This is a genomic window from Streptomyces sp. NBC_01298, from assembly GCF_035978755.1.
Taxonomy (GTDB): Bacteria; Actinomycetota; Actinomycetes; order Streptomycetales; family Streptomycetaceae; genus Streptomyces.
The window spans coordinates 5,591,992-5,614,411 of record NZ_CP108414.1 but is presented as its reverse complement, the minus strand read 5'-3'; the positions used below and the strand labels follow the sequence as shown (position 1 = coordinate 5,614,411).

Sequence of the window (22,420 nt, the reverse complement as noted above, 5' to 3'; positions counted from 1 at the left end):
AACATCGCCGTGCGGGTCGTGCCGTTCGTCGTGCTGCGTTTTGTACCGGTGCGTGCACTTCGGCCACTGCCGTGCGTGAGGCCGGGTGCACAGGCGGCTATGCCTTCGGGTGGGCCGGCGGATCCGGGGGATCCGTCGGATATGCCGTCGGGGTTGCCGTCGGATGTGCCGTCGGGTCTGCCGCTGGACATCTCGGCGGATATGCCGCCGGATATGTCGTGGGCCGTGCCGCGGGACCTGCTGTGAGCCCTGCCGCGGGCCCTTCCGTGGGCGCCGTTCGGTGCGCGCCGAGGGCGCTTCAGACGGCGGCCTTCTTCAGGCGTCGCCGCTCGCGCTCGGACAGGCCGCCCCAGATGCCGAATCGCTCGTCGTTGGCGAGTGCGTACTCCAGGCATTCGGAGCGGACCTCGCAGGCGAGGCAGACCTTCTTCGCCTCGCGGGTCGAGCCGCCCTTTTCGGGAAAGAAGGACTCGGGGTCGGTCTGGGCGCAGAGAGCACGCTCCTGCCAACCGAGCTCTTCGTCCGCCTCCTCGACCAGCAGTTCCTGAACCAGCTCGGTCATGTGCGCCCCTCGCTCTGTCTGTGCGTCCCCGTGGTCATGCCGTCACTCATCGCTACGTAACGACACGAGTGAAATTACAAGTGCGGGGCTCCGGCGCAGTCAAGCCGAGATCTGCTATTGGGCCCCTTATTCACTCTGCGGAACCAAGCCTATGCAGAAAGTGTTCAAATCGCCAAAAATCGTGACACATGCCACAGGCGCCACAACCGGCACTCCCTCCCCCGTAGCCGACGCGTCACTCTGTGGTGGGGTTCCGATCCAGCCGAAGAAGCGGCGCAGATCACATTTCAGCCACAGAAGGACGTCGTACGGCTTTACGGGTTTGAGAGCCGCCACAGCGAGCTGCGGCGCGACTCGCAGCGCCACATCCCCTGGTACCGACTGCACAAACCTTTCTCCGGGCACGGTAACCGGATGAGGTGAAACTTTTCTACCAAATCGGACATTGGGTTGACAGTCCGACCCCCCACCGGGTCTTCTTGTACGCATGTCAGCGCTCTCGGCAGTCACCCGGACCCCCATTCGTGGGTTCCTGTGCGCTGCCCAGGTTCGCTGTTGCTGTTGCAGCTGTTGATGCCTCGGGAGCTTCGGCTCCCCTGAGCTCCAGCTCGCCCCCCACAGCAACCGCCGCACGACTGACATCCGTCGAGGAACCCCCCGATGAACAGCACCAGCACCCTGAACGCCACCCCCACCGCCGCAGCCGTCGCCCCGGCGCCCGTCGAGAGCGACCTCCAGATCGCCGGCGACATCCTCTCCGTCCAGCACCTGCTGCAGCCCGCCCGCGAGCACCCGGCCACCGTCGCCGAGTTCGTGGGCCTCGCGCGCTCCATCGCCGCCGACCGCTCCGAGTGGGAGCACCTGGTCCGGTACGACGCCACGACCCGCTGGTACCACCGGCTGCGCACCGGCCCCGGCTACGAGGTCTGGCTGCTCAGCTGGGTCCCCGGCCAGGGCAGCGGCCTGCACGACCACGGCGCCTCCTCCGGCGTCCTGACCGTCCTGGACGGCGAACTGACCGAGCACACCGCCCGCGGCCGGCTCGCGCTCGGCGCCGGCTCCCAGCGCGTCTTCGCCCCCGGGTACGCCCACGAGGTGCAGAACGACAGCCTCGAAGGCGCCGTCAGCCTGCACGTGTACTTCCCCGGCCTGACCCAGATGCCGATGCACAGCTGCTCCCCGGCCCGGCCCGAGGCCGCGTCCGTCTGATCACCGGCGCCCTGTCCGGCTGATCCCCGACGCCGCCTGACAGACTTCGCGGTATGCGCATTGTTGTTCTGGCCGGCGGCATCGGCGGCGCCCGTTTCCTCCGAGGTCTCCAGTCCGCGGTTCCCGACGCGGACATCACCGTCATCGGCAACACCGGTGACGACATTCACCTGTTCGGGCTCAAGGTCTGCCCCGACCTGGACACCGTGATGTACACCCTCGGCGGTGGCATCAACGAGGACCAGGGCTGGGGCCGCACCGACGAGTCCTTCACCGTCAAGGAGGAACTCGCCGCGTACGGGGTCGGACCGACCTGGTTCGGCCTCGGTGACCGCGATTTCGCCACCCACATCGTCCGTACGCAGATGCTCGGTGCGGGCTACCCGCTCAGCGCCGTCACCGAGGCCCTCTGCGACCGCTGGCAGCCCGGGGTCCGGCTGCTCCCCATGTCCGACGACCGGGTCGAGACCCACGTCGCGATCACCGATTCCCAGAGCGGCGAGCGCCGGGTCATCCACTTCCAGGAGTACTGGGTCCGCATGCGTGCCGCGGTGGACGCCGAGGCCGTCGTACCCGTGGGCGCCGAGCAGGCCAAGCCCGCGCCCGGCGTCCTGGAGGCCATCGCGGCCGCCGACGTGATCCTCTTCCCGCCGTCGAACCCCGTGGTGTCGGTGGGCACCATCCTCTCCGTACCCGGCATCCGCGAGGCCGTGGCCGCCGCCACGGCGCCCGTGGTGGGGCTCTCCCCCATCGTCGGGGGCGCCCCCGTGCGCGGGATGGCCGACAAGGTGCTGGCCGCCGTGGGCGTCGAGTCCACCGCCGCGGCCGTCGCCCTGCACTACGGCACCGAACTGCTCGACGGCTGGCTCGTCGACACCGCCGACGCGGACGCCGTCACCGCGGTGGAGGCCGCCGGCATCACCTGCCGGGCGGTCCCGCTGATGATGACCGACCTGGCCGCCACCGCGGACATGGCGCGGGCCGCGCTGGAACTGGCGGAGGCCTCCCGGTGACCGCCCCGCACGGGCCCTCGTACGAGGTCCGGGCCATCGGCGGGATCCCCGAGGTAGGGCCCGGCGACGACCTGGCGGCACTGATCGCTGCCGCCGGGCCGGAGCTGCGGGACGGCGACATCCTGCTCGTCACCTCGAAGATCGTCTCCAAGGCGGAGGGCCGGATCGTCCGCGCCGATTCGCGCGAGGAGGCGATCGACGCCGAGACCGTACGGGTCGTCGCGCGCCGGGGGACGCTGCGGATCGTGGAGAACCGGCAGGGGCTGGTCATGGCCGCGGCCGGGGTCGACGCCTCGAACACCGAGGCCGGCACCGTCCTGCTGCTGCCCGAGGACCCCGACGCCTCGGCCGCCTCGATCCGGGCCGGGCTGCGGGAGCTGCTCGGCGTGGACGTGGGGGTGATCGTGACGGACACCTTCGGGCGGCCGTGGCGCACCGGGCTCACCGACGTGGCCATCGGCTCGGCCGGCGTCCGGGTCCTGGACGACCTGCGCGGCGGCACCGACGCCCACGGGAACCCGCTGAGCGCGACGGTCGTGGCGACCGCCGACGAGCTGGCCGCCGCGGGCGACCTGGTCAAGGGCAAGGCGGAGGGCCTGCCGGTGGCGGTGGTCCGCGGGCTGGCGCACCTTCTGGGCGAGGGCTCCTCGGCCGTGGACCTGGTGCGCTCGCCGGCCGACGACATGTTCCGGCTGGGCACCTCGGAGGCGGTACGGGAGGCGGTGACGCAGCGGCGTACCGTACGGGCCTTCACGTCCGAGCCGGTGGACCCGGGCGCGGTGCGCCGCGCGGTCGCGGCGGCCGTGACGGCCCCGGCGCCGCACCACACGACGCCGTGGCGGTTCGTGCTGCTGGAGTCGGCGGGCGCGCGGCTGGAGCTGCTGGACGCGATGCGGGACGCCTGGATCGAGGACCTGCGGCGGGACGGGAAGTCCGAGGAGTCCGTCGCGAAGCGGGTCCGGCGGGGCGACGTCCTGCGGGCCGCGCCCTATCTGGTGGTGCCCTGCCTGGTCACGGACGGCGCGCACGACTACGGGCACGCGCGGCGGGACGCCGCGGAACGGGAGATGTTCGTCGTCGCGATGGGCGCGGGCGTGCAGAACTTCCTGGTCGCGCTGGCCGGGGAACGGCTGGGCTCCGCGTGGGTGTCCTCGACGATGTTCTGCCGGGACGTGGTGCGCAAGGTGCTCGGCCTTCCGGAGGACTGGGACCCGATGGGGGCGGTGGCCGTCGGGCACGCCGCAGTCGCTCCGGCGGAGCGGGCGGTGCGGGCCGCGGAGGAGTTCATCGAGGTCCGCTGACCCTTTGGGGGCGCCGGCCCTTCACAGCTTGCCGATGTCGCTCCGGTACATCCGGGGGGCCCGGCGGGGCGGGGCGGCGCCGGCCAGGAGGACGAGGCGGGCCGCGCGGTGGCGCTGGCCGGCGTAGGGCGCGAGGAGCTCCAGCATGGCGGCGTCGTCGGCGTCCCGGTTCCCGGCCAGCGCGTAGCCGATGATCCCGGGCAGGTGCAGGTCCCCGGTGGTGACGGCGTCGGCCGCGCCGTTGCTGCGCTGGAGGGTCTCGGCGGAGGTCCACGGGCCGATGCCCGGAATCGCCTCCAGGCGGGCGGCGGCGGCCGGCAGGTCCATGGCGGTCGCCTCTTCGAGGCGGGCCGCGAGGCGGGCCGCGCGGACGATGGTGGCGGAGCGCTTGGAATCGACTCCGGCCTTGTGCCAGTCCCAGGAGGGGATCAGGGCCCAGGTGCGGGGGTCGGGCATGACGTAGAGGCCGGGGCCGTCCGGACCTGTGCCCGGAGCCGGGCCCGGAGCCGGCTCGCCGTACTGGCGTACGAGGCGGCGCCAGGCGCGGTACGCCTCGTCGGCGGTGACCTTCTGCTCCAGGACCGTCGGGATCAGGGACTCCAGGACCAGGCCGGTGCGGGTCAGGCGCAGGCCCGGGCGACGGCGGTGGCTGGCGTGCACGAGCCGGTGGCGGGGGACGAAGGCGGCCGGGTCGTCGGCGGAGCCGAGCAGCTCGGGCAGCCCGTCCAGGACCCAGTCGGCGCCGGGCCCCCACGCGGTGGCGCTCGCTTCCGTCCCCTCCAGCGTGACGCGGAGGGTGGCCGGGCCGGCGGGGGTGCGGGTGGCTCGCCAGACCGTGCCGGGTCCGGCGCGGAAGGTGGGGTCGGCGGGGCCGCGCCTGAGCGGCCCGAGGGTGAGCCCCAGATCCACCGGGCCGCCGCCGGGTGGGGCCCAGGTGCGGGTCTTGGGGCGGGCCGCGCGGTCGCCTGCGGCTTGGCCGTACGTCCGGCCTGCGGGCTCGCCCGGGGCCGGGGCGGGGGGCTGGGCCGTGCCGGTGCCCTGGCCTGGAGCCTGGGCCGCGCCCGTGCCGGCGCCTTGGCCTGGAGCCTGGGCCTGGGCCTGCGTCGGTGCCGGTGCCGGTGCCTGGGAGTCGGTGGCTCCGGTGTCTCGGGCGGGGCCCGGGGGTGGTGGGGGCACCGGGGTGCGGCCGCCGCGGATCGCGGTGCGGGTGAGGGGGTCGTAGCGGCCGGCCATGCCTTGAGCGTAGCCCTGCGGGGCTGTCCCCTACCCGCCCTTCCACCGTTCCCCGGGCTCCGCCCGGACCCCGGTCAGACCCTGGGGCTCCGCCCCGGACCCCGGACCCCGGTCCTCGGACATCGGGCGGCTGGACGGGCCCGGGCGGCCCGAAGGGCGGGCCGCCCGGACCCCTCTGGGGCTCCGCCCCGGACCCCGGTCCTCAAACGCCGGACGGCTGAAATGGCGCGGGCGGGCTGGAAGGGTGTACGGGGCTGCGCCCGGAGGGCCGTTCCGGTCCCGGCGGGCCGTTTCAGCCTCGCCGGCGCGTCGAAAGGGTGCCCGGTGCAGCGTCCCGAAGCCCGCGCAGCGGTGTGAGGGACGCGTCGAGAAGGAGTGGCCTCAGGGGCGGCCCTGGAGTTTGGCCGAGGCGGTTCGGGTGGGGGGGAGTGCGTTGTAGAGGAGGCGGCCGGGGCATTCCGTGGCGAAGCCGTCGCGGTGGCCCGAGATGACGTTGAGGCGGACGTTGCTGCCCTTCGTGTAGAGGTTGCCGCCGCCCGAGCGCAGCGTGGTCTTCGCGCGGGGGTCCGCGCCGAAGAGGCCCAGCTTCCAGGCCGTGAGGCGGGCCACCGCGTCGACCGCCGCCTTGGGGGCGGCCGTGGAGGAGAAGGTGCCGATGACGGCGACGCCCATGCTGTCCGTGTTGAAGCCCATGGTGTGCGCGCCGAGCACCGCCTTGGCGACGCCGCCCGCCCGGCCCTCGTACACGGTGCCGCACTTGTCGACGGCGAAGTTGTAGCCGATGTCCCGCCAGCCGCTGCTGACGACGTGGTAGCGGTACAGGCTGCGCAGGACGGCCGGGGCGTCCTTGCAGGCGTAGTTGTTGCCGGACGCGGTGTGGTGGACGAAGGCGGCCTTGACCGTGTTCGTGTAGACGAAGCCCTTCTCGCGCAGGCTCTCGTCCGCGCCCCAGCCCAGCCGGGTGACGATCTTCGGGCGCGGGCCGATGTACGGGGCGGCCGCGAGCGCCTCGTCGGCGAGGACCGCGTCGGCGGTGGAGTCGGCCTTGTTGAGGGCGGGGATCTCCTGGGCGCCGAGGGGGGCCATCGGCACGTTGGCGGAGGAGGACTCCGCCATCTCCATCGTCATGCCGGGCAGGAGGGCCAGCTCGCCCTTGTCGTCGTCGTCGACGACGGGCGAGGGTTCGGCCGTGGCGTTGGCGTTGCCGTTCTTCGCGTCCGACTGGGGGCGGGAGGACTCCCCCGGGTCCACCAGTTCGATGCGCATGCCGCTCGGGAGCCCGCTGCTCACCTCGCGGTCACCGTGTTCCGCCTGGACGCGGACCTCGATGCCGTCGGACTGCCCGACCCACAGGGGGGCGGTGCTGCCGCGGACCCGGCCGGTGCCCCGTTCCGCCGTGTCGGGGTCGGCGGCGTGTTCGCTGTTGTGGGTCTCGACGTCCTGCCATTCGGACCAGTCCGAGGTGGTCACGGAGCGGGTGCGGACCTGGACGCGTCCGTCGAGCCGGGTGCTCGCGTCGTCCCAGACGACGCCGACGAGCGAGAAGGTCTTGACGTCGCGCGCCGGCAGGCCGCGGGTCTCGGGCAGCCGGGGCGAGGTGCTCATGCCGGGGACCCCGGAGGCGCGGTTCGCCGCGGGTCCGACGGGGACCAGCGGCAGGGACTGGGTGGATCCGGCGATGGCCGATGGGGCCGCGGGGGCCGACGGGCCCGCCCCGGCCGATTGCCGCGTCGCCGCCGGGTGGGCGAGGGCCGTGGAGGGGAGCGCGAGCGGCAGGGCCAGTGCGGCAGCCGTCGCGACGCCGATGGAGGAAGCAAGGAATGCACGCATGGAAAGGATGTTGGGGACTGCCGCAGGCCCGCGCCATCCGAGAACTGACGCGCCGTCCGGTCCCGGTACGGATACCCCTCCTCCGTACGGGGGATCGTGCTGCGGCCGTACGGAGGAGGGGCGCAGGTCCCTCCGCGTAGGCTCTGGTCCGTGAACGCCACTGACCGCACCCCTGCCGACCTGCTGCGATCCGCGCTCGCCGCCGATCCCGGCCGCCCGCTCGTCACCTTCTACGACGACGCCACGGGCGAGCGCGTCGAATTGTCCGTCGCCACCTTCGCCAATTGGGTGGCCAAGACCGCCAATCTGCTCCAGGGCGACCTGGGCGCCGAGCCCGGCGACCGGCTCGCCCTGCTGCTCCCCGCGCACTGGCAGAGCGCCGTGTGGCTGCTCGCCTGTGCCTCGGTCGGGGTCGTGGTGGAGGTGGGCGGGGATCCGGGCGGCGCCGATCTCGTGGTGAGCGGCCCGGACACGCTGGAGGAGGCCGCCGCGTGCTCCGGCGAGCGGGTGGCGCTCGCGCTGCGGCCGCTGGGCGGGCGCTTCCCGCAGCCGCCGGCCGGCTTCGCCGACTACGCCGTGGAGGTGCCGGGGCAGGGCGACCGGTTCGCGCCCTTCCAGCCCGTGGACGCGGACGGCCCGGGCCTGGTGGTCGGCGGTGAGGAGCTCTCGTACGCCCGGATCTGCGAGCGGGCCCGCGAGGACGCGGTGAAGCTCGGCTTCGGCGAAGGTGCCCGGGTGCTGTCCCGGCAGGGCTACGACAGCTGGGAGGGGCTCTCGGCCGGGCTCTACGCGGCCTTGGCCACGGGCGGCTCCGTGGTGCTGTGCCGCAACGCGGAGGGGCTCGCGGACGCTGCCCTGGCGCAGCGGATCGAGAGCGAGCGGGTCACCCACACGGCCTGATCCGGCCCGCCGCCGCCGTCACCCACACCGCCCAATGCCGGATCTGGGCGATTTGTCACCCACATGGCCCTATACACGGCCGTGCCCCCGGGCCGCGTCGAGCACCCGGGGGCAGGATCGGCACAGGCCGTACTCACCCGTACGGCCCGTACCGGTTCGGGTGAGGGGACGGAACGCGAGTGACGGACAGCGCGGGCATACCGGGCGGCACCGATGCGGCCGGAGGCGACAAGCCTCCGAACGTCCGCAGGCGGCGCCGGCTGCTGCGCTGGATCGGGCTCGGGACCGGCCTGTTCGTCGTCGCCGGAGCGGGCACGGGCTGGTGGATCTACTCCAAGCTCGACGGGAACATCGCCGAGGACACCTCGGCCGCCGCCGAGCTGCGGCGCTACGAGAAGGAGCGCCCGGCGCACCTGGCGGGCGGCGCGCAGAACATCCTGCTGATCGGCTCGGACTCGCGCACCGGCGCGGGCAACGCCCGGTACGGGCAGGACCAGGGCACCCAGCGCTCGGACACCACGATCCTGCTGCACCTGCCGGCGGACCGGAAGAGCGCGACGGCGGTGTCGATACCGCGGGACCTGATGACGGAGATACCCGCGTGCCTGAAGCCGGACGGCAGCCGGACCAGGGAGCAGTTCGCCCAGTTCAACTGGGCCTTCGAGTGGGGCGGGACCGCCTGCACGATCCGGACGGTGGAGGCGATGACCGGGATCCGGGTCGATCACCACATGGTGCTGGACTTCAGCGGCTTCAAGAAGATGGTGGACGCCATAGGCGGGGTCGAGGTGTGCCTGCGGCGGCCGGTGGACGACACCGAGGCCAAGCTGAAGCTGCCGGCGGGCCGGCAGACCCTGCAGGGCGAGCAGGCGCTGGGCTTCGTACGGGCGCGCCACAGCCTGGGCAACGGCAGTGACACCGAGCGGATGGAGCGCCAGCAGGCGTTCCTCGGGTCGCTCGTCAAGAAGGTGCAGAGCAACGGGGTGCTGCTCAATCCGGCCCGGCTGTACCCGCTGCTGGACGCGGCGACCTCCGCGGTGACGACCGACCCGGGGCTCGCCTCGCTGCGCGGGCTGTACGAGCTCGTCCGGGGCGTACGAGACATCCCGACCGAGCAGATCAAGTTCCTCACGGTGCCGCGCCGGCCGTACGCCGCCGACCTCAACCGGGACGAGCTGCGGCAGCCGGACGCGACCCAGCTCTTCCAGCGGCTGCGGTCGGACCAGCCGCTCACCATCGCCCCGCCCGCGGCCACACCCCAGCCCGCCGCGGCCGCGGCCGACGACGAGGCGGACGGCAACGAGGCGGACGGCACTACCAGCGGCACCACGAGCGGCACCGGGGGCCGCCCGGGAACCGCGGAGCCCTCCACGCCCGTCCCCACCTTCACCGGCACCACGGCCGGAGTGGCCGACTGCCGGTAAAGCAATCCCAAAAGGCGGTGCCCGGGCCGAGCTTGTTGGGGCGATTGCCCCGTTGTAAGTGCGTGGAATTCATCACCAGCATGGTTTGCGGCGAACCTGTCCGGATAAGGTGAGCGATCCGGCGCCCGGCCAGACCAGAGGCCGTGTGCCAGCAGCCGGATCGTTGACCGTGCGCCTGGGGGAGGCGCGTCGCGAAGCACCGACGGAGGATTCGAGCAAACCGTGGATGCGCAAAGCCGTGGACGGGCCGACGAGATCGACCCCGCAGACCAGTGGGTGCTGAACCCCCGCACCGGCAACTACGAGCTGCGACTGGAGCAATCCGCTGCGCAAGCGCCCTCGCAGCGGCGCGCGCCCGGCACGACACCACCCCGCAGAACCCCCGGCTCCCCGGCTTCCCCCGCCGGTCCCGCCGTTCCCGGACCGCGCCGCGGTGACGCCCCGCCCGGAGGCCGGCGCGGCGCACGTCCCCGCAGGGGCGGAGGCGGCGGGCGGCGCAAGAAGATCCTGGTCGTCACCGGCGGAACGCTGGCGTTCCTGCTGGTCGGCGGGTCGATCGCCGGGTACCTCTATTACGACCACCTGAACGGCAACCTCAACGTCACCGACGTCGGTGACGCGGGTACGAGCGGCGGGTTCAGCAAGGACCAGCCGATCAACATCCTCGTCATCGGCACGGACAAGCGCAGCGGCGCGGGCAACGAGGGGTACGGGGACGCCGGCAGCGTCGGGCACGCCGACACCACGATCCTCTTCCACGTCGCGAAGGACCGCTCCAACGCCACCGCGCTGTCCATCCCGCGCGACCTGATCACCGATGTGCCGACCTGTCCGACCAAGCAGCCGGACGGCTCGACGAAGGACATCCCCGGCGAGCGCGGAGCCCGCTTCAACACCAGCCTGGGGCAGGCGGGGCGCGACCCGGGCTGCACGATGCGCACGGTCAAGGAGCTCACCGGGATCCAGGTCGACCACTTCATGATGGCCGACTTCAACGCGGTGAAGAACCTGAGCACGGCGGTCGGCGGCGTACCGGTCTGCGTGGCGAAGGACGTGAACGACAAGGACTCCAAGCTCAAGCTGACGGCGGGCGAGCACCGGCTGCAGGGCGAACAGGCGCTGGCCTTCGTACGGACCCGGCACGCCTTCGGCCAGCGCAGCGACCTCGACCGCATCAAGACCCAGCAGCAGTTCCTGGGTTCGATGATGCGGGAGATGAAGTCGAAGGAGACCCTGACCAGTCCGCAGAAGTTCCTCTCCCTCGCCGAGGCGGCCACCAAATCGCTGAGCGTGGACTCGGGCATAGGGTCGATCGCCAAACTCACCGATCTCGCGGGCGAGTTGAAGGGCATCGACCTGAAGAACATCACCTTCACCACGCTCCCGGTCATCGACAATCCGGCGGAGCCGGTCGGCTCGAAGGCCACAGTGGTGGTCAAGCAGGCACAGGCGGAGCCCCTGCTCCAGATGATCCGGGGCGACGTCTCGCTGACCGAGGTCGAGAAGAAGGAACAGGCCGCGAAGGACGCTGCCGCCTCGGACGCGAAGGCCAAGCTGGACGCCCTGATGCAGGGTCCCCGCGCGGCGGCCGCGGACGTCCGGGTGGAGGTCTACAACGGCGGCGGACCGGCCGGATCCGCGTCCGGCACCCTGAACTGGCTGCAGAACACCAAGGGGGTGCCCAAGTCCAGCAACCTGGGCAACGCGCCCGCCAAGGTGGCGGCCACGCAGCTGGAGTACGCGCCCAACCAGGCCGATCAGGCCAGGGCGTTGGCGGAGATGATGGGCCTGCCGGCGACGGCGCTGAAGATGGGCACGGCCGACGCCGCGCCCAAGACGCCGATGAAGCTGACGCTCGGTGCGGATTTCAAGGGGGCGGGAGTCTCGTTGACGGCGCCTCAGCAGGCGCCCGAGGGCGTCCAGCGGGTGGAGGCGGACAAGTCCGTCTGCGCCAAGTGACCGACAGGGGGGCCGACCGGCTCCCCGCGGTCGCGCAATGACGTACCGGAGCCCGTCGGACCGGCACAATACCGACACAGACTGATCGTGATGATCGTGATGGGGGACGCGTGAGGCACAGCAGCGTGCAAGGGGAGGGGGCGCCGGGCCGGGCCGGCGACGGCATATCCGGCGCCGGCACCCGTCCGACGGCCACCAGTGCCGTACCCGCACCGAGGTCCGGCTCAGGCCGGGGCGGGGGCGCGGGCGGCGGCCGGCGCCCGACCCGGCGGGGGCGCCGCATACTGCGCTGGACGGCCTTGGTCCTCGCGCTGCTCATACTCGGGACGGCGGCGGCCGGTTACCTCTACTACCGCCACCTCAACGGCAACATCCGCAGCGGCCAGCGCCTGAGCGGCGACAGCGGGGTCGCCAGGGGCGAGGCCGATGCCGCGGGCCGGCGCCCGATCAACATCCTGATGCTCGGCTCCGACGTCCGCGACGAGGAGAACGCGAAGCTCGGCGGGGACTGGGACAACATCGGCGGCCCCGCGCGGGCCGACGTGCAGATGCTGATCCACATATCGGCCGACCGGAAGAACGCCTCGGTGACCTCCGTGCCGCGCGACACGATCGTGGACATCCCTGAGTGCTCCGATCCCAAGACGGGCGCGAAGTACAAGGCCACCAAGATGATGATCAACGAGAGCTTCTCGCGCGGGGGTCCGGGCTGCACCCTGGCCACCTGGGAGAAGATGGCCAACGTCTACATCGACCACTGGATGACGATCGACTTCGTCGGGGTCGTGAGCATGGCCGACGCGATCGGCGGCGTGGACGTCTGCGTCAACCAGAACGTCTTCGACCAGTCGGAGCCGGGGTCGGGTACGGGTGGCTCCGGCCTCAAGCTGAAGGCCGGTACCACCAGGGTCCAGGGCCAGCAGGCGCTCCAGTGGCTGCGCACCCGGCACGCCTTCGGCAGTGACATGGCCCGGGCCAAGGCGCAGCACATGTACATGAACTCGATGATGCGCGGGCTCAAGAGCCAGAACGCCTTCACCGACCTGCCCCGCCTCACGGGCCTGGCGGAGGCGGCGACGAAGGCGCTGGAGGTGTCGGAGGAGATCGGGACGGTCAAGAAGCTCCTCGACCTCGCCCTGCTGCTCAAGGACGTCCCGATCAACCGCATCACGTCGACCACGATCCCGGTGCTGACGGCCCCGAGCGACAAGGACCGGCTGATCCTCGACCCCAAGGACGCCCCGAAGGTGTGGGAGCTGCTCCGCGAGGACGTGGCCATGGACAAGAACGGCGATCCGGCGCCCGCCGCGAGCGCGTCGGCGTCCACCCCCGCGCCGACCACGCAGCCGTCCTCCGCGCCGCCGGCCTCCGCCCCCGGAAAGATCGCCGTGCAGGTGGTCAACGGCACGGGATCCGGTGCGAAGCCCGTGCCCAAGCGGGCCACGGCCATCGCGGGCCAGCTCGTCGGCAAGGGGTTCACCCTGGCCAAGGCGGACGGCGCGCTCATCCCGGAGAAGGCGACGGTCGTCCGTTACGCCACGGACGCCCAGGCCGCCGACGCGCAGAGCGTGGCCGCGGCGCTCGGCATCCCCGCCACCTCGGTGCAGAAGGCGGCCTCGGCGGCCAAGATCACGGTCCTGGTGGGCGCCGACTGGCGCGAGGGCAACGTCTACCCGCAGCAGGCGCCGCCCGAGGCCGGCGACGTCCCGGAATCGGCCGACGTGCTCAACGCCACGGACACCAGCTGCATGGACATCTACAAGCCGTTCCGCTGGTGACCTGAGAGGCCGGCGGCCTCGCACACACGAAAGGGGTGACCCGGTCCGACGAGGACCGGGTCACCCCTTTCGTGTGTGTTCCGTGCGGGTACGGGAGCTCAGAGCCCCGCGGGGTCCCGGCTCACCGACGGGCGGCGGCTCGCGATGACCTTGGCGGCGAGCGAGCGCGGGCTGGTCAGGAAGCCGTAGCCCCAGCACACGTGCATGGTCGCCAGCGCGACGGGGATGCGCAGCCGGGCCTTGAGGGACAGCCCCTTGCCGGCCGGGACGGAGCCCGCGGTGATCGCCGCGAGGTAGCCCGCCGGGAGGACGAAGGCCCACGGGGTGACGGCCGCGCCGACGACCAGACCGGCGGCGATCGCGCAGACGGCGGCCGGCGGGGCGAGGTAGCGCAGGTTGATGGAGCCCGCGTGGTAGCGGGCCACCACGTGGCGCCAGCGCCCGTAGTCCTTGTACTGCTTGGCGAGCGCCCGCACCGAGGGGCGCGGCCGGTACTGGACCTTCAGCTCCGGCGAGAACCAGATCAGGCCGCCGGCCTCGCGGATGCGGAAGTTCAGCTCCCAGTCCTGCGCGCGGATGAACTCCACGTTGTACCCGCCGGCGGCCTCCAGGGCCTCCCGCCGGAACACCCCGAGGTAGACGGTGTCGGCGGGGCCGGCCTTGCCACCGGTGTGGAAGGCCGCGTTGCCGACGCCGATCTTCGAGGTCATCGCGGCGGCGACGGCGTCCTCCCAGGGGTTCTCGCCCTCGGCGTGCATGATGCCGCCGACGTTCTGCGCGCCGGTCTCCTCCAGGAGACGGACCGCGGTGGCGATGTAGTTCGGGGAGAGCATTCCGTGGCCGTCCACGCGCACCACGATCGGGTGCCGGGAGGCCTGGATGGCCGCGTTGAGGGCGGCGGGGGTGCGGCCGGTGGGGTTCGGGACGGTGTGGACGCGCGGGTCTTCCCTCACCAGCTCGGCGGCGATCTCGTCCGTACGGTCCTTGGACGGCCCGAGGGCGATCACCACTTCCATCTCACCCCCGTACTCCTGTCCGAGGATGTGGTGGACCGAGTCGCGCAGATGGCGCTCCTCGTTGAGCACCGGCATGATCACCGAGACTGCGGGCTGCTGGGCGGGCATGTGGTCCTTCAAGGTCGGGTATCGGTGTCACGTTACCGCGTACGGGGGAACCGGGTGCGCGCCGGATGAGCAGTACGGACAGCGGCTGATCGTATGGACCTACTGTTCTGACGAATCTGCCGATCGTGCGAGGTGTCCCCCGTGCCCCAGCCGCACCGTCCCACCCGACCCGCCCTGCCCGCCCGGTCCGCCCGGCCGTCGCAGCGCGCGCCGCGGCCCGGCGGTCCGGCCGGGCCCCGGAAGGGCGGGGACCGGCCGCAGGACAGACCCCGCTGGGGCGTCCGGCTCGCCGCGGGGCTGTCCGTGCTCGTCCTGGGCTCGGGGGCGCTGGGGCACGCCGTGATGACCGGGCTGGACACCGGGATCCAGCGCGTGGACCCCTTCAAGGACATGAAGAACCGGCCGCAGGCCGGGCACGGGGTGAACTTCCTGCTCGTCGGCACCGACGGCCGCGACAAGATCACCGCCGAGGAGAAGCGCGAGTACCGCCTGGGCGGCGCGCCCTGCCACTGCACCGACACCGTCATGCTCGTCCACCTCTCGGCGGACCGGGCGCGGGCCAGCGTGATCAGCCTCCCCCGGGACAGCTTCGTGGAACTGCCCGCGCACGTGGACGGCTCCAGCGGCAAACCGCACGGGGCCCACCCCGTGAAGCTGAACGCCGCCTACGCCGAGGGCGGGCCCCAGCTGACCGTGCGCACCGTCGAGAGCATGACCCGCGTGAAGATCGACCACTACCTGGAGGTGGACTTCACCAGCTTCATGAAGACGGTCGACGCCATGGGCGGCGTGGAGATCTGCACCGCCAAGACCATGAAGGACCCCAACACCGGCCTCGACCTGCTCCCCGGCACCCACCGGCTCAGCGGCGGCCAGGCCCTGCAGTACGTGCGCTCGCGCCATGTCGACGGGGCCTCGGACCTGGGCCGGATGCAGCGCCAGCAGCGGTTCATCGCGGCCCTGATCAAGCAGGCCACGGGCGGCGGGGTGCTGCTCAACCCCGTCAAGTTCAAGCAGGTCAGCTCCACCCTGCTGAGCTCGGTCCGGGCCGACCGGGGCTTCGGCTCCGAGCAGATGCTGGCGCTCGGACAGGCGATGCGCGATTTCACCCCCTCGTCCTCGGAGTTCGCCTCAGTGCCCGTCGGCAACCCCTCCTTCCCGGTCAAGGGCATCGGCTCCACGGTGAAATGGGACGAGGCGAAGGCCGCGAAGCTCTTCCAGGCGCTGCGCGACGACCGGCCGCTGTCCCCGGCCCCCGCCCCCGGCAAGCCGGTGCGCCGGCAGCCGGCGGTGCCGGTGGACGTGCCTCCGGGGCAGGTCCGGGTGCAGGTGGAGAACGGCACCCGGATCGACGGGCTGGGCACCCGGGTGGACTCGGCGCTGCGCGCCACCGGCTTCGACACCACCCGGGCTCCGGGGAACGGCGCGAGCCGGGACGTCAAGCGCACGGTGATCACGTACGACCCGCGCTGGGACCGGTCGGCCCGTACGGTGTCCACCGCGCTGCCCGGCAGTGAGATGCGGGCCGTGCGGGGGCAGGGGCGGACCGTGGTGGTGATCGCGGGCGCGGACTACCGCAAGGTGGTGGCGGTGCGCGCGGAGGACCCGTACCAGGGCGAGTTCGGTGTGGTCACCGGCGACCAGGTGGTCTGCGGCGGCTCCTGAGCGGACCGGCGTACGGGTCGGGGCGGCGGGGGCCCTCGGGGCGGACCGGGTTACAGCGGGTCGCCGAGGGGCCCGTACTCCGCCTCCAGGTTCTGCGCCCAGTGGGCGGCGAAGTCCGGCTGCGTGCCGTCGGCATCGGTGAAGCCGTACTCCCGGTACATGTCGAGCCGTCCGTCCTGTTCGGCGGCGATCCTGCCGACGAGGGCCCGGACCTCGTCGGGACGGAAGGTGCGGACGGTGCGGAAGATCGCCCCCGGAAGGGCGATCCGAGCTCACTTCCCGAACCAGCCGTCCGAGTGGGCCCGCTCCATCGCCTCGAAGAAGGCGTCCGCCACCTTCGCGTACCCGGTGTCGTTCGGGTGCAGGCCGTCGGCCAGCTCGGCCGGCGTGGTCGCGTCCGCCCGGTCCGCGGGGGTCAGCCAGGGGGCCTTGACGAAGCGGAAGTGCCGGCCCGCGCCCTGTTCCCGGGTCTCGATCCGCTTGAGGTTCCGGTTGTACTCCGCGATGGCCCCGGAGATGTCCTGGTCCTTCGAGCCGGGGGTCGAGGGGACCAGGCCCTGCATGATGACGGTGATCCCCGGGCGCAGGGTGAAGATCCGGTCGACCAGTTCCCCGGCCTCGTCCGCGGCCTGGTCGGGGTCGCCGCCGCGGTTCAGGTTGTTCAGTCCGATGTGCAGCAGCACCACGTCGGGGTTCGCGGCCTCGATCCACCGGTCGACCCCGGCACGGATGCGGCCGACGGTGTACCCGGGGTGCCCCTCGTGCTGGTTGTCCTCCATGGGGCCCTGGGCCCGGGAGCCGACGAAGTCGATGGCGTACTCCGGCCGGGCCGCGACCAGGCGCCCCAGCGGCAGCCGGTAGCCGCCGAAGTCGGAGCTCCCCACACCGGCGGTCGTCGAGGCCCCGAGGGGCATGACGCGCAGGGTGCGGGGCGCTCGCGCGGCGGAGGAGGCCCCGGGCGAGGCCTCGGAGGAGGCCGTCGGGAACGGCGGGACCATGGCGGCGGGGGCGGCCTTCCCGGAGGACGGCGTCAGCAGCGGAACCGCGACGGCTATTCCTGCGAGGCCGGCGACGCCTGCGAACACGGCCGATCGGCGGTTCATGATGCCTTTGCCTTCCGGGTGGGGCGGGGCGGCAGCGAGCGGACGGGCGCGGCCGGACGGGAGCACGGACCCGGGCGCACTAGACGTCGGCGTCCAGCCCCTGCGCGGACCGCTCTTCCCGCAGGTCGCGGATGGCCTGGCGGCGGGCGAGCCGGTGGGTGCGGCGGATCTGGGCCTCCTGGTAGCGCCGCTCGTCCCGCTCGGTCTCGGGGAGGACCGGGGGAACCTGGCGGGGCTTGCCCTCGGCGTCGACCGCGGCGAAGACGAGGTAGGCGCTGCCGACCTGGGTGGCGGGGGTGGACTCGTTCCACCGCTCCGCGAGAACGCGTACGCCGATCTCCATCGAGGAGCGGCCGGTCCAGTTGCACTGGGCCTTGACGTGGACGAGGTCGCCGACGCGGACCGGGGCGAGGAAGGCCATCTCGTCCATGGAGGCGGTGACCGCCGGGCCGCCGGAGTGGCGGCCGGCCACGGCGCCGGCCGCGTCGTCCACCAGCTTCATGATCACTCCGCCGTGCACCGTACCGAGCAGGTTGGTGTCATTGGCGGTCATGATGTGGCTCAGGGTGGTGCGGGAAGCCGAGATCGGCTTTCCCGGCAGCTCGCCCGATATCTCTGTCATGGAGACAGCTTAAGTGCGGCTCGCCGGTGTCAGCTCTGCAACAGCACCGGTACGAAGAGCCGCCGGGGGTGTTCCGCGGCCCTCCCGGCCAGGCATTCTTGGGCACATGAGTGACTGGGACGGGTGGAGCGGCGAGCAGGACCAGCGTGGCCGCCGCGATGACGGGTACGGCCGCGGCAGCGGCCAGGCGGAGCCGGAAGGCGCACAGCGGATGAGGCACGTCCAGCGGCCCGGCCCCCAGGCGTCCCGGCAGCCGCAGCAGCCGCCGCAGCCCCGGCAGCCCCCGCGCCGTCCGGGCCGGCCGCCGGCCGGGCCGGCTTACGTGCCTCCGCAGCAGGACGGCTCGTACGACGGCGGCGGCACCTACGACAGCGGCTACAACACCGGTCAGGTCTACGGCGGCGGCGGCCAGCCGCCCGCCGGGCCGCGCGGGCGCGGTCCCGGTGGCCCCGGCGGCCCGGCCCGGCCGGCGGGCCCGGCGCCGGACTGGCGCAAGCGGATCAAGATCGGCTCGATCGTGCTGGTCGCCGGCCTGCTCGTGACGGGCATCGGCACCTACTTCTGGGCCGACTCCAACGTGCGCCGCGAGGTCGACCTCTCCAAGGTCATCGAGCGCCCGAAGGAGGGCGACTGCACGACGTACCTGATCGTGGGCTCCGACAGCCGTGAGGGCATGTCCGCCGAGGACAAGAAGAAGCTCCACACGGGCTCGGCCGAGGGCAAGCGCACCGACTCGATGATGATCCTCGCCAAGTGCTCCAGCGGGAACACGATGATCTCCCTGCCCCGCGACTCCGACGTGGAGATCCCCTCCTTCATCGGCTCGGAGTCGGGCAAGAAGTTCGCGGGCACGGGCAAGCGGACCAAGCTGAACGCGGCGTACGCGCAGGACGGCCCGGAGCTGCTGGTGCGGACCGTGGAGTTCAACACCGGGCTGCGCATCGACCACTACGCGGAGATCGGCTTCGCCGGCTTCGCGAACATCGTGGACGCGCTGGGCGGGGTGGAGCTGAACATCGAGAAGGGGTTCAAGGACGAGAAGTCCGGGGCCGACTTCAAGGAGGGCACCCAGACGCTGAACGGCGAGCAGTCGCTGGCCTACGTACGGACCCGCTACGCCTTCGCCGAGTCGGACCTCCAGCGGACCAAGAACCAGCAGAGGTTCCTGTCGGCGCTGGCGAGCCAGGCGGCGACCCCCTCGACGATCCTGAACCCGTTCGCGCTGTACCCGGTGCTGGGCGCGGGCCTGGACACGCTGATCGTGGACAAGGACATGGGGCTCTACGACATGGGGTCGATGTTCTTCGCGATGAAGGGCATCAGCGGGGGTGACGGCGTGTCCATGAACATGCCGATCTCCGGTCAGCGCGGCGGCAACCTCGTCTGGGACAAGGCCAAGGTGCAGCAGCTGGTGCAGCAGATCCAGAAGGACGAGAAGGTCACCGTCCGCGGGAACTGATCGCGCGGGAGGGCGCCCCTTGCCGGGGCGCCCCGTCCGAGGCCATCGGGTCAGGCGTCGGAGGAGAAGCGGATCGCCGCGTCGGGCAGCCGCGCCCCGCACCAGATCCGGGCGCCGGCGCGGAGCTCGTTGTCGGCCCCCACCTCGGCTCCGTCACCGATGACGGCGCAGTCCAGTACGGTCCGCGCGCCCACCGAGGCGCCGGCGCCGATCAGGCTGGCTGATACCTGCGCGTCGGGGCCGACGACCGCGTCCGCCAGCACGATGGAGCCCTGGACCACCGCGCCCGCCTCGACGCGGGCTCCGGCGCCCACGACGGTGCCCCCCGACAGCTTGGCCCCGGCCGCCACGTGGGCGCCGGGCAGGACCAGGGACTCGCCGCGGCGTCCGGGGACGGCCGGGGAGGGGACGATGCCGCGGACCAGGTCGGCGGAGGCCTGGATGATCGCCTCCGGCTTGCCGAGGTCCATCCAGTACGTGTTCTCGGTGACCCCGTGCAGGGTGGCCCCGGAGGCGAGCAGCCCGGGGAAGGTCTCGCGCTCCACGGAAACGGACCGGCCGGCGGGGATGGTGTCGATCACGCTGCGCCGGAAGACGTAGCAGCCGGCGTTGATCTGGTCGGTGATGATCTCCTCGGGCGTCTGCGGCTTCTCCGTGAAGGCCAGCACCCGCCCGTGGGCGTCGGTGGGGACCAGCCCGAAGGCGCGCGGGTCGTCGACCCGGACCAGGTGCAGGGAGACGTCGGCGTCGGCCGCCTTGTGCGATTCGACGAGCCCGGCGATGTCCAGGCCGGTGAGGATGTCCCCGTTGAAGACGAGCACGGAGGAGTCCGGACCGCCGGTGAGCAGCCGCGCCGCGTTGCGGATGGCGCCGCCGGTGCCCAGCGGCTCGTCCTCGACCACGTACTCCAGGTGGACGCCGAAGTCGGACCCGTCCCCGAAGTAGGGCTCGAAGACCTCGGCGAGGTAGCAGGTGGCCATCACGATGTGCGTGACGCCCGCGGCGGCGGCGCGGGCTATCTGGTGGGCGAGGAAGGGAACGCCTGCCGTGTGCACCATCGGCTTCGGCGTGTTCACCGTGACAGGGCGCAGCCGCGTCCCCTGTCCGCCGACCAGCAGGATCGCTTCCGTCATTTGCGTTCTCCCCAACCGGTTCCGGCGTACGAAGGTCCAAATTTAGCCCATCCGGGGGGTCCCCAGGGAGCTCGTGCCTGATGAGTGTGGCCGTCTGCGCCGCAGGCCAGGGCCTCAGGCGGCGAACGGGTTGGCGTGGCCGGGCAACTGCTGCCCCGGGCGCAGGAACCGCCGGGCGCCCTGATCGTCGCGCACCTCGTGGAACCCGGCGGCCGTCAGCCGCCGCGTGATCCTCCCGCGGCGGATCGTGCCCACCTGGAACGCCAGGGCGAGGCACAGCGCGACCGCCCCGCCGGAGAGGACCGCTTCTCCGACCGGCGTCCCGTCGTAGAGCATGAGGCCGGTCACGACCGCGCAGCCGAGGTAGCACATCACCCTCTGCTTCCGGTCGCCGACGTACATGGCCATGACGTCGAAGGTGACGAGGTCCTTCAGCTCGGCCACGGCGCCGGCGGCCTCGGGCAGCGGCTTCAGCGAACCCTGCCCCAGCCCCGGCACGGTCCCGCCGTTGCCCGCCCGCGGATGGGCGGTGATGGTGGCCGCCTCTCGGACGCGCGCTTCGGGCCGCGGGTCCCGGTGCATGCGGACCTGGACGAGCGAGTCCTTGAACCCGGTCCGGTACGCCGTGCCGTACGTGTAGCCGTACTGCTCCGCCACGTACGCCAGGGCCGCCGCCTTCTGCGGGGTGCCCTGCGGGGCGATCTCGACGATGTCCTGCTGCCGGGCGATCTGCTGGAGCATCCCCGCTGTGTGACGTTCTACGGACATCCTGTTCCCCGCCCCCGCGGCCCCGTGCAGGGGCCGACCGGCGCACAGCCTAGGGGGTGCGCCGTTGGCCGGAACACGCGAGGCCCCCCGGCCGTGGACCGGGAGACCTCGCGTCCGGCGGGGCCGGGACGCTACGGCAGGTTGCGCGCCATGACGATGCGCTGGACCTGGTTCGTTCCTTCGTAGATTTGCGTGATCTTCGCGTCGCGCATCATGCGCTCCACCGGGTAGTCACGGGTGTAGCCGTAGCCGCCGAGGAGCTGGACGGCGTCCGTGGTGACCTCCATGGCCACGTCGGAGGCGAAGCACTTGGCCGCGGCGCCGAAGAAGGTGAGGTCCTCGTGCGGGCCGCCGCCGGAGACGCGCTCCGAGCGGGCCGCGGCCGAGTAGGTCAGCTGGCGGGCGGCCTCGATCTTCATGGCCATGTCCGCGAGCATGAACTGCACGCCCTGGAAGTCGCCGATCGGCTTGCCGAACTGCTTGCGCTCCTGGACGTAGCCCTTGGCGTAGTCCAGGGCGCCCTGGGCGATGCCCAGGGCCTGGGCGGCGATGGTGATGCGGGTGTGGTCGAGGGTCTTCATCGCGGTGGCGAATCCGGTGCCCTCGGCGCCGATCATGCGGTCGGCCGGGATGCGGACGTTGTCGAGGTAGACCTCGCGCGTCGGGGAGCCCTTGATGCCGAGCTTCTTCTCCGGGGCGCCGAAGGAGACGCCCTCGTCGGACTTCTCGACCACGAAGGCCGAGATGCCCTTGGAGCGCTTTTCCGGGTCGGTGACGGCCATGACCGTGTAGTACTCGGAGACGCCGGCGTTGGTGATCCAGCGCTTGACGCCGTTGAGCACCCAGAAGTCGCCGTCGCGCACCGCGCGGGTCTTCATGCCGGCCGCGTCGGAGCCCGCGTCGGGCTCGGAGAGGGCGTACGAGAACATCGCGTCGCCCTTGGCCAGCGGGCCGAGGTACTTGGCCTTGAGCTCCTCGGAGCCGGAGAGGATCACCGGGAGCGAGCCGAGCTTGTTGACCGCCGGGATGAGGGAGGAGGACGCGCAGACGCGGGCCACCTCCTCGATCACGATGACGGTGGCCAGGGCGTCGGCGCCCGCGCCGCCGTAGGTCTCGGGCACGTGGACGGCGTGCAGGTCGCTGGCGACGAGGGCGTCCAGGGCCTCCTGCGGGAAACGGGACTCCTCGTCTACCGCGGCGGCGAAGGGCATGATCTTCGCCTCGGCGAGCGCGCGGACGGACTCGCGGAGCATGTCGTGCTCCTCGGCCGGGCGGTACAGGTCGAAGTCGGCAGAACCCGCCAAGATCTCTCACTCCCCAGGTGGTGCGTGGTGTTA

18 protein-coding genes are annotated in these 22,420 nt (G+C 72.3%); 9 read left to right on the top strand and 9 right to left on the bottom strand.

Features of this window, described 5'->3' with window-relative positions; translation table 11 throughout:
• Positions 1–298 precede the first annotated feature (298 nt).
• Complete coding sequence (locus tag OG730_RS25575) at positions 299–562, bottom strand: WhiB family transcriptional regulator (RefSeq protein ID WP_112450237.1); 264 nt, start codon at positions 560–562, stop codon at positions 299–301.
• Positions 563–1,222: 660 nt separating this feature from the next.
• On the opposite strand from OG730_RS25575, the gene OG730_RS25570 reads away from it, so the two are divergent.
• The 3 genes from OG730_RS25570 to OG730_RS25560 are packed head-to-tail and all read left to right on the top strand — an operon-like array spanning position 1,223 to position 4,085.
• The gene (locus OG730_RS25570; protein WP_327306440.1) at positions 1,223–1,771 is read left to right on the top strand and encodes a cysteine dioxygenase; all 549 of its coding nucleotides are present in this window, start codon (positions 1,223–1,225) and stop codon (positions 1,769–1,771) included.
• 53 nt (positions 1,772–1,824) lie between these two features.
• The gene (gene cofD, locus OG730_RS25565) at positions 1,825–2,784 is read left to right on the top strand and encodes a 2-phospho-L-lactate transferase (RefSeq protein WP_327306439.1); all 960 of its coding nucleotides are present in this window, start codon (positions 1,825–1,827) and stop codon (positions 2,782–2,784) included.
• On the top strand, positions 2,781–4,085 hold the full coding sequence (locus OG730_RS25560; RefSeq protein ID WP_327306438.1) for a coenzyme F420-0:L-glutamate ligase: 1,305 nt from the start codon (positions 2,781–2,783) through the stop codon (positions 4,083–4,085). The genes cofD and OG730_RS25560 overlap by 4 nt, the downstream gene beginning before the upstream one ends.
• A 21-nt stretch (positions 4,086–4,106) precedes the next feature.
• Here the strand turns inward: OG730_RS25560 and OG730_RS25555 are convergent, their stop codons facing one another.
• A complete protein-coding gene (locus OG730_RS25555) occupies positions 4,107–4,994 on the bottom strand; it encodes a DNA-3-methyladenine glycosylase family protein (RefSeq protein ID WP_442815214.1) in 888 nt (295 codons plus the stop codon).
• 705 nt (positions 4,995–5,699) lie between these two features.
• Positions 5,700–7,148: a peptidoglycan recognition protein family protein gene (locus OG730_RS25550; protein WP_327306436.1), complete on the bottom strand. Its 1,449-nt coding sequence runs from the start codon at positions 7,146–7,148 to the stop codon at positions 5,700–5,702.
• Positions 7,149–7,298: 150 nt separating this feature from the next.
• On the opposite strand from OG730_RS25550, the gene OG730_RS25545 reads away from it, so the two are divergent.
• The 4 genes from OG730_RS25545 to OG730_RS25530 all read left to right on the top strand — a co-directional run bounded on the left by OG730_RS25545 (position 7,299) and on the right by OG730_RS25530 (position 13,209).
• A complete protein-coding gene (locus tag OG730_RS25545) occupies positions 7,299–8,048 on the top strand; it encodes a TIGR03089 family protein (RefSeq protein ID WP_327306435.1) in 750 nt (249 codons plus the stop codon).
• Between the two features lie 179 nt (positions 8,049–8,227).
• Positions 8,228–9,472, top strand: coding sequence for an LCP family protein (locus OG730_RS25540; RefSeq protein ID WP_327306434.1), 1,245 nt, complete (start codon positions 8,228–8,230; stop codon positions 9,470–9,472).
• A 222-nt stretch (positions 9,473–9,694) separates the two neighbouring features.
• Positions 9,695–11,431: an LCP family protein gene (locus OG730_RS25535; RefSeq protein WP_327306433.1), complete on the top strand. Its 1,737-nt coding sequence runs from the start codon at positions 9,695–9,697 to the stop codon at positions 11,429–11,431.
• Positions 11,432–11,541: 110 nt separating this feature from the next.
• Positions 11,542–13,209: an LCP family protein gene (locus tag OG730_RS25530; RefSeq protein ID WP_327306432.1), complete on the top strand. Its 1,668-nt coding sequence runs from the start codon at positions 11,542–11,544 to the stop codon at positions 13,207–13,209.
• A gap of 98 nt (positions 13,210–13,307) precedes the next feature.
• Here OG730_RS25530 and OG730_RS25525 read toward each other — a convergent pair whose 3' ends face one another.
• Entirely contained in the window at positions 13,308–14,333 is a 1,026-nt protein-coding gene (locus tag OG730_RS25525; RefSeq protein WP_327306431.1) for a glycosyltransferase family 2 protein, read from the bottom strand.
• 141 nt (positions 14,334–14,474) lie between these two features.
• On the opposite strand from OG730_RS25525, the gene OG730_RS25520 reads away from it, so the two are divergent.
• Positions 14,475–15,998 (top strand): LCP family protein, encoded by a 1,524-nt coding sequence (locus OG730_RS25520; protein WP_327306430.1) that lies wholly within the window; start codon positions 14,475–14,477, stop codon positions 15,996–15,998.
• Positions 15,999–16,270: 272 nt separating this feature from the next.
• Here OG730_RS25520 and OG730_RS25515 read toward each other — a convergent pair whose 3' ends face one another.
• Complete coding sequence (locus tag OG730_RS25515) at positions 16,271–17,101, bottom strand: SGNH/GDSL hydrolase family protein (RefSeq protein ID WP_327306429.1); 831 nt, start codon at positions 17,099–17,101, stop codon at positions 16,271–16,273.
• A gap of 79 nt (positions 17,102–17,180) precedes the next feature.
• Positions 17,181–17,723, bottom strand: a complete 543-nt coding sequence (locus OG730_RS25510; protein WP_327306428.1) for an acyl-CoA thioesterase — start codon at positions 17,721–17,723, stop codon at positions 17,181–17,183.
• Between the two features lie 106 nt (positions 17,724–17,829).
• On the opposite strand from OG730_RS25510, the gene OG730_RS25505 reads away from it, so the two are divergent.
• Positions 17,830–19,182, top strand: a complete 1,353-nt coding sequence (locus OG730_RS25505) for an LCP family protein (RefSeq protein ID WP_327306427.1) — start codon at positions 17,830–17,832, stop codon at positions 19,180–19,182.
• A gap of 50 nt (positions 19,183–19,232) precedes the next feature.
• On the opposite strand, the gene OG730_RS25500 is transcribed toward OG730_RS25505, so the two are convergent.
• The 3 genes from OG730_RS25500 to OG730_RS25490 form a co-directional block, all read right to left on the bottom strand.
• Positions 19,233–20,315 (bottom strand): mannose-1-phosphate guanylyltransferase, encoded by a 1,083-nt coding sequence (locus OG730_RS25500; RefSeq protein ID WP_327306426.1) that lies wholly within the window; start codon positions 20,313–20,315, stop codon positions 19,233–19,235.
• 114 nt (positions 20,316–20,429) lie between these two features.
• Positions 20,430–21,083 (bottom strand): hypothetical protein, encoded by a 654-nt coding sequence (locus OG730_RS25495; RefSeq protein WP_327306425.1) that lies wholly within the window; start codon positions 21,081–21,083, stop codon positions 20,430–20,432.
• A gap of 131 nt (positions 21,084–21,214) precedes the next feature.
• On the bottom strand, positions 21,215–22,387 hold the full coding sequence (locus OG730_RS25490) for an acyl-CoA dehydrogenase family protein (RefSeq protein ID WP_266878075.1): 1,173 nt from the start codon (positions 22,385–22,387) through the stop codon (positions 21,215–21,217).
• Between the last annotated feature and the right edge of the window lie 33 nt (positions 22,388–22,420).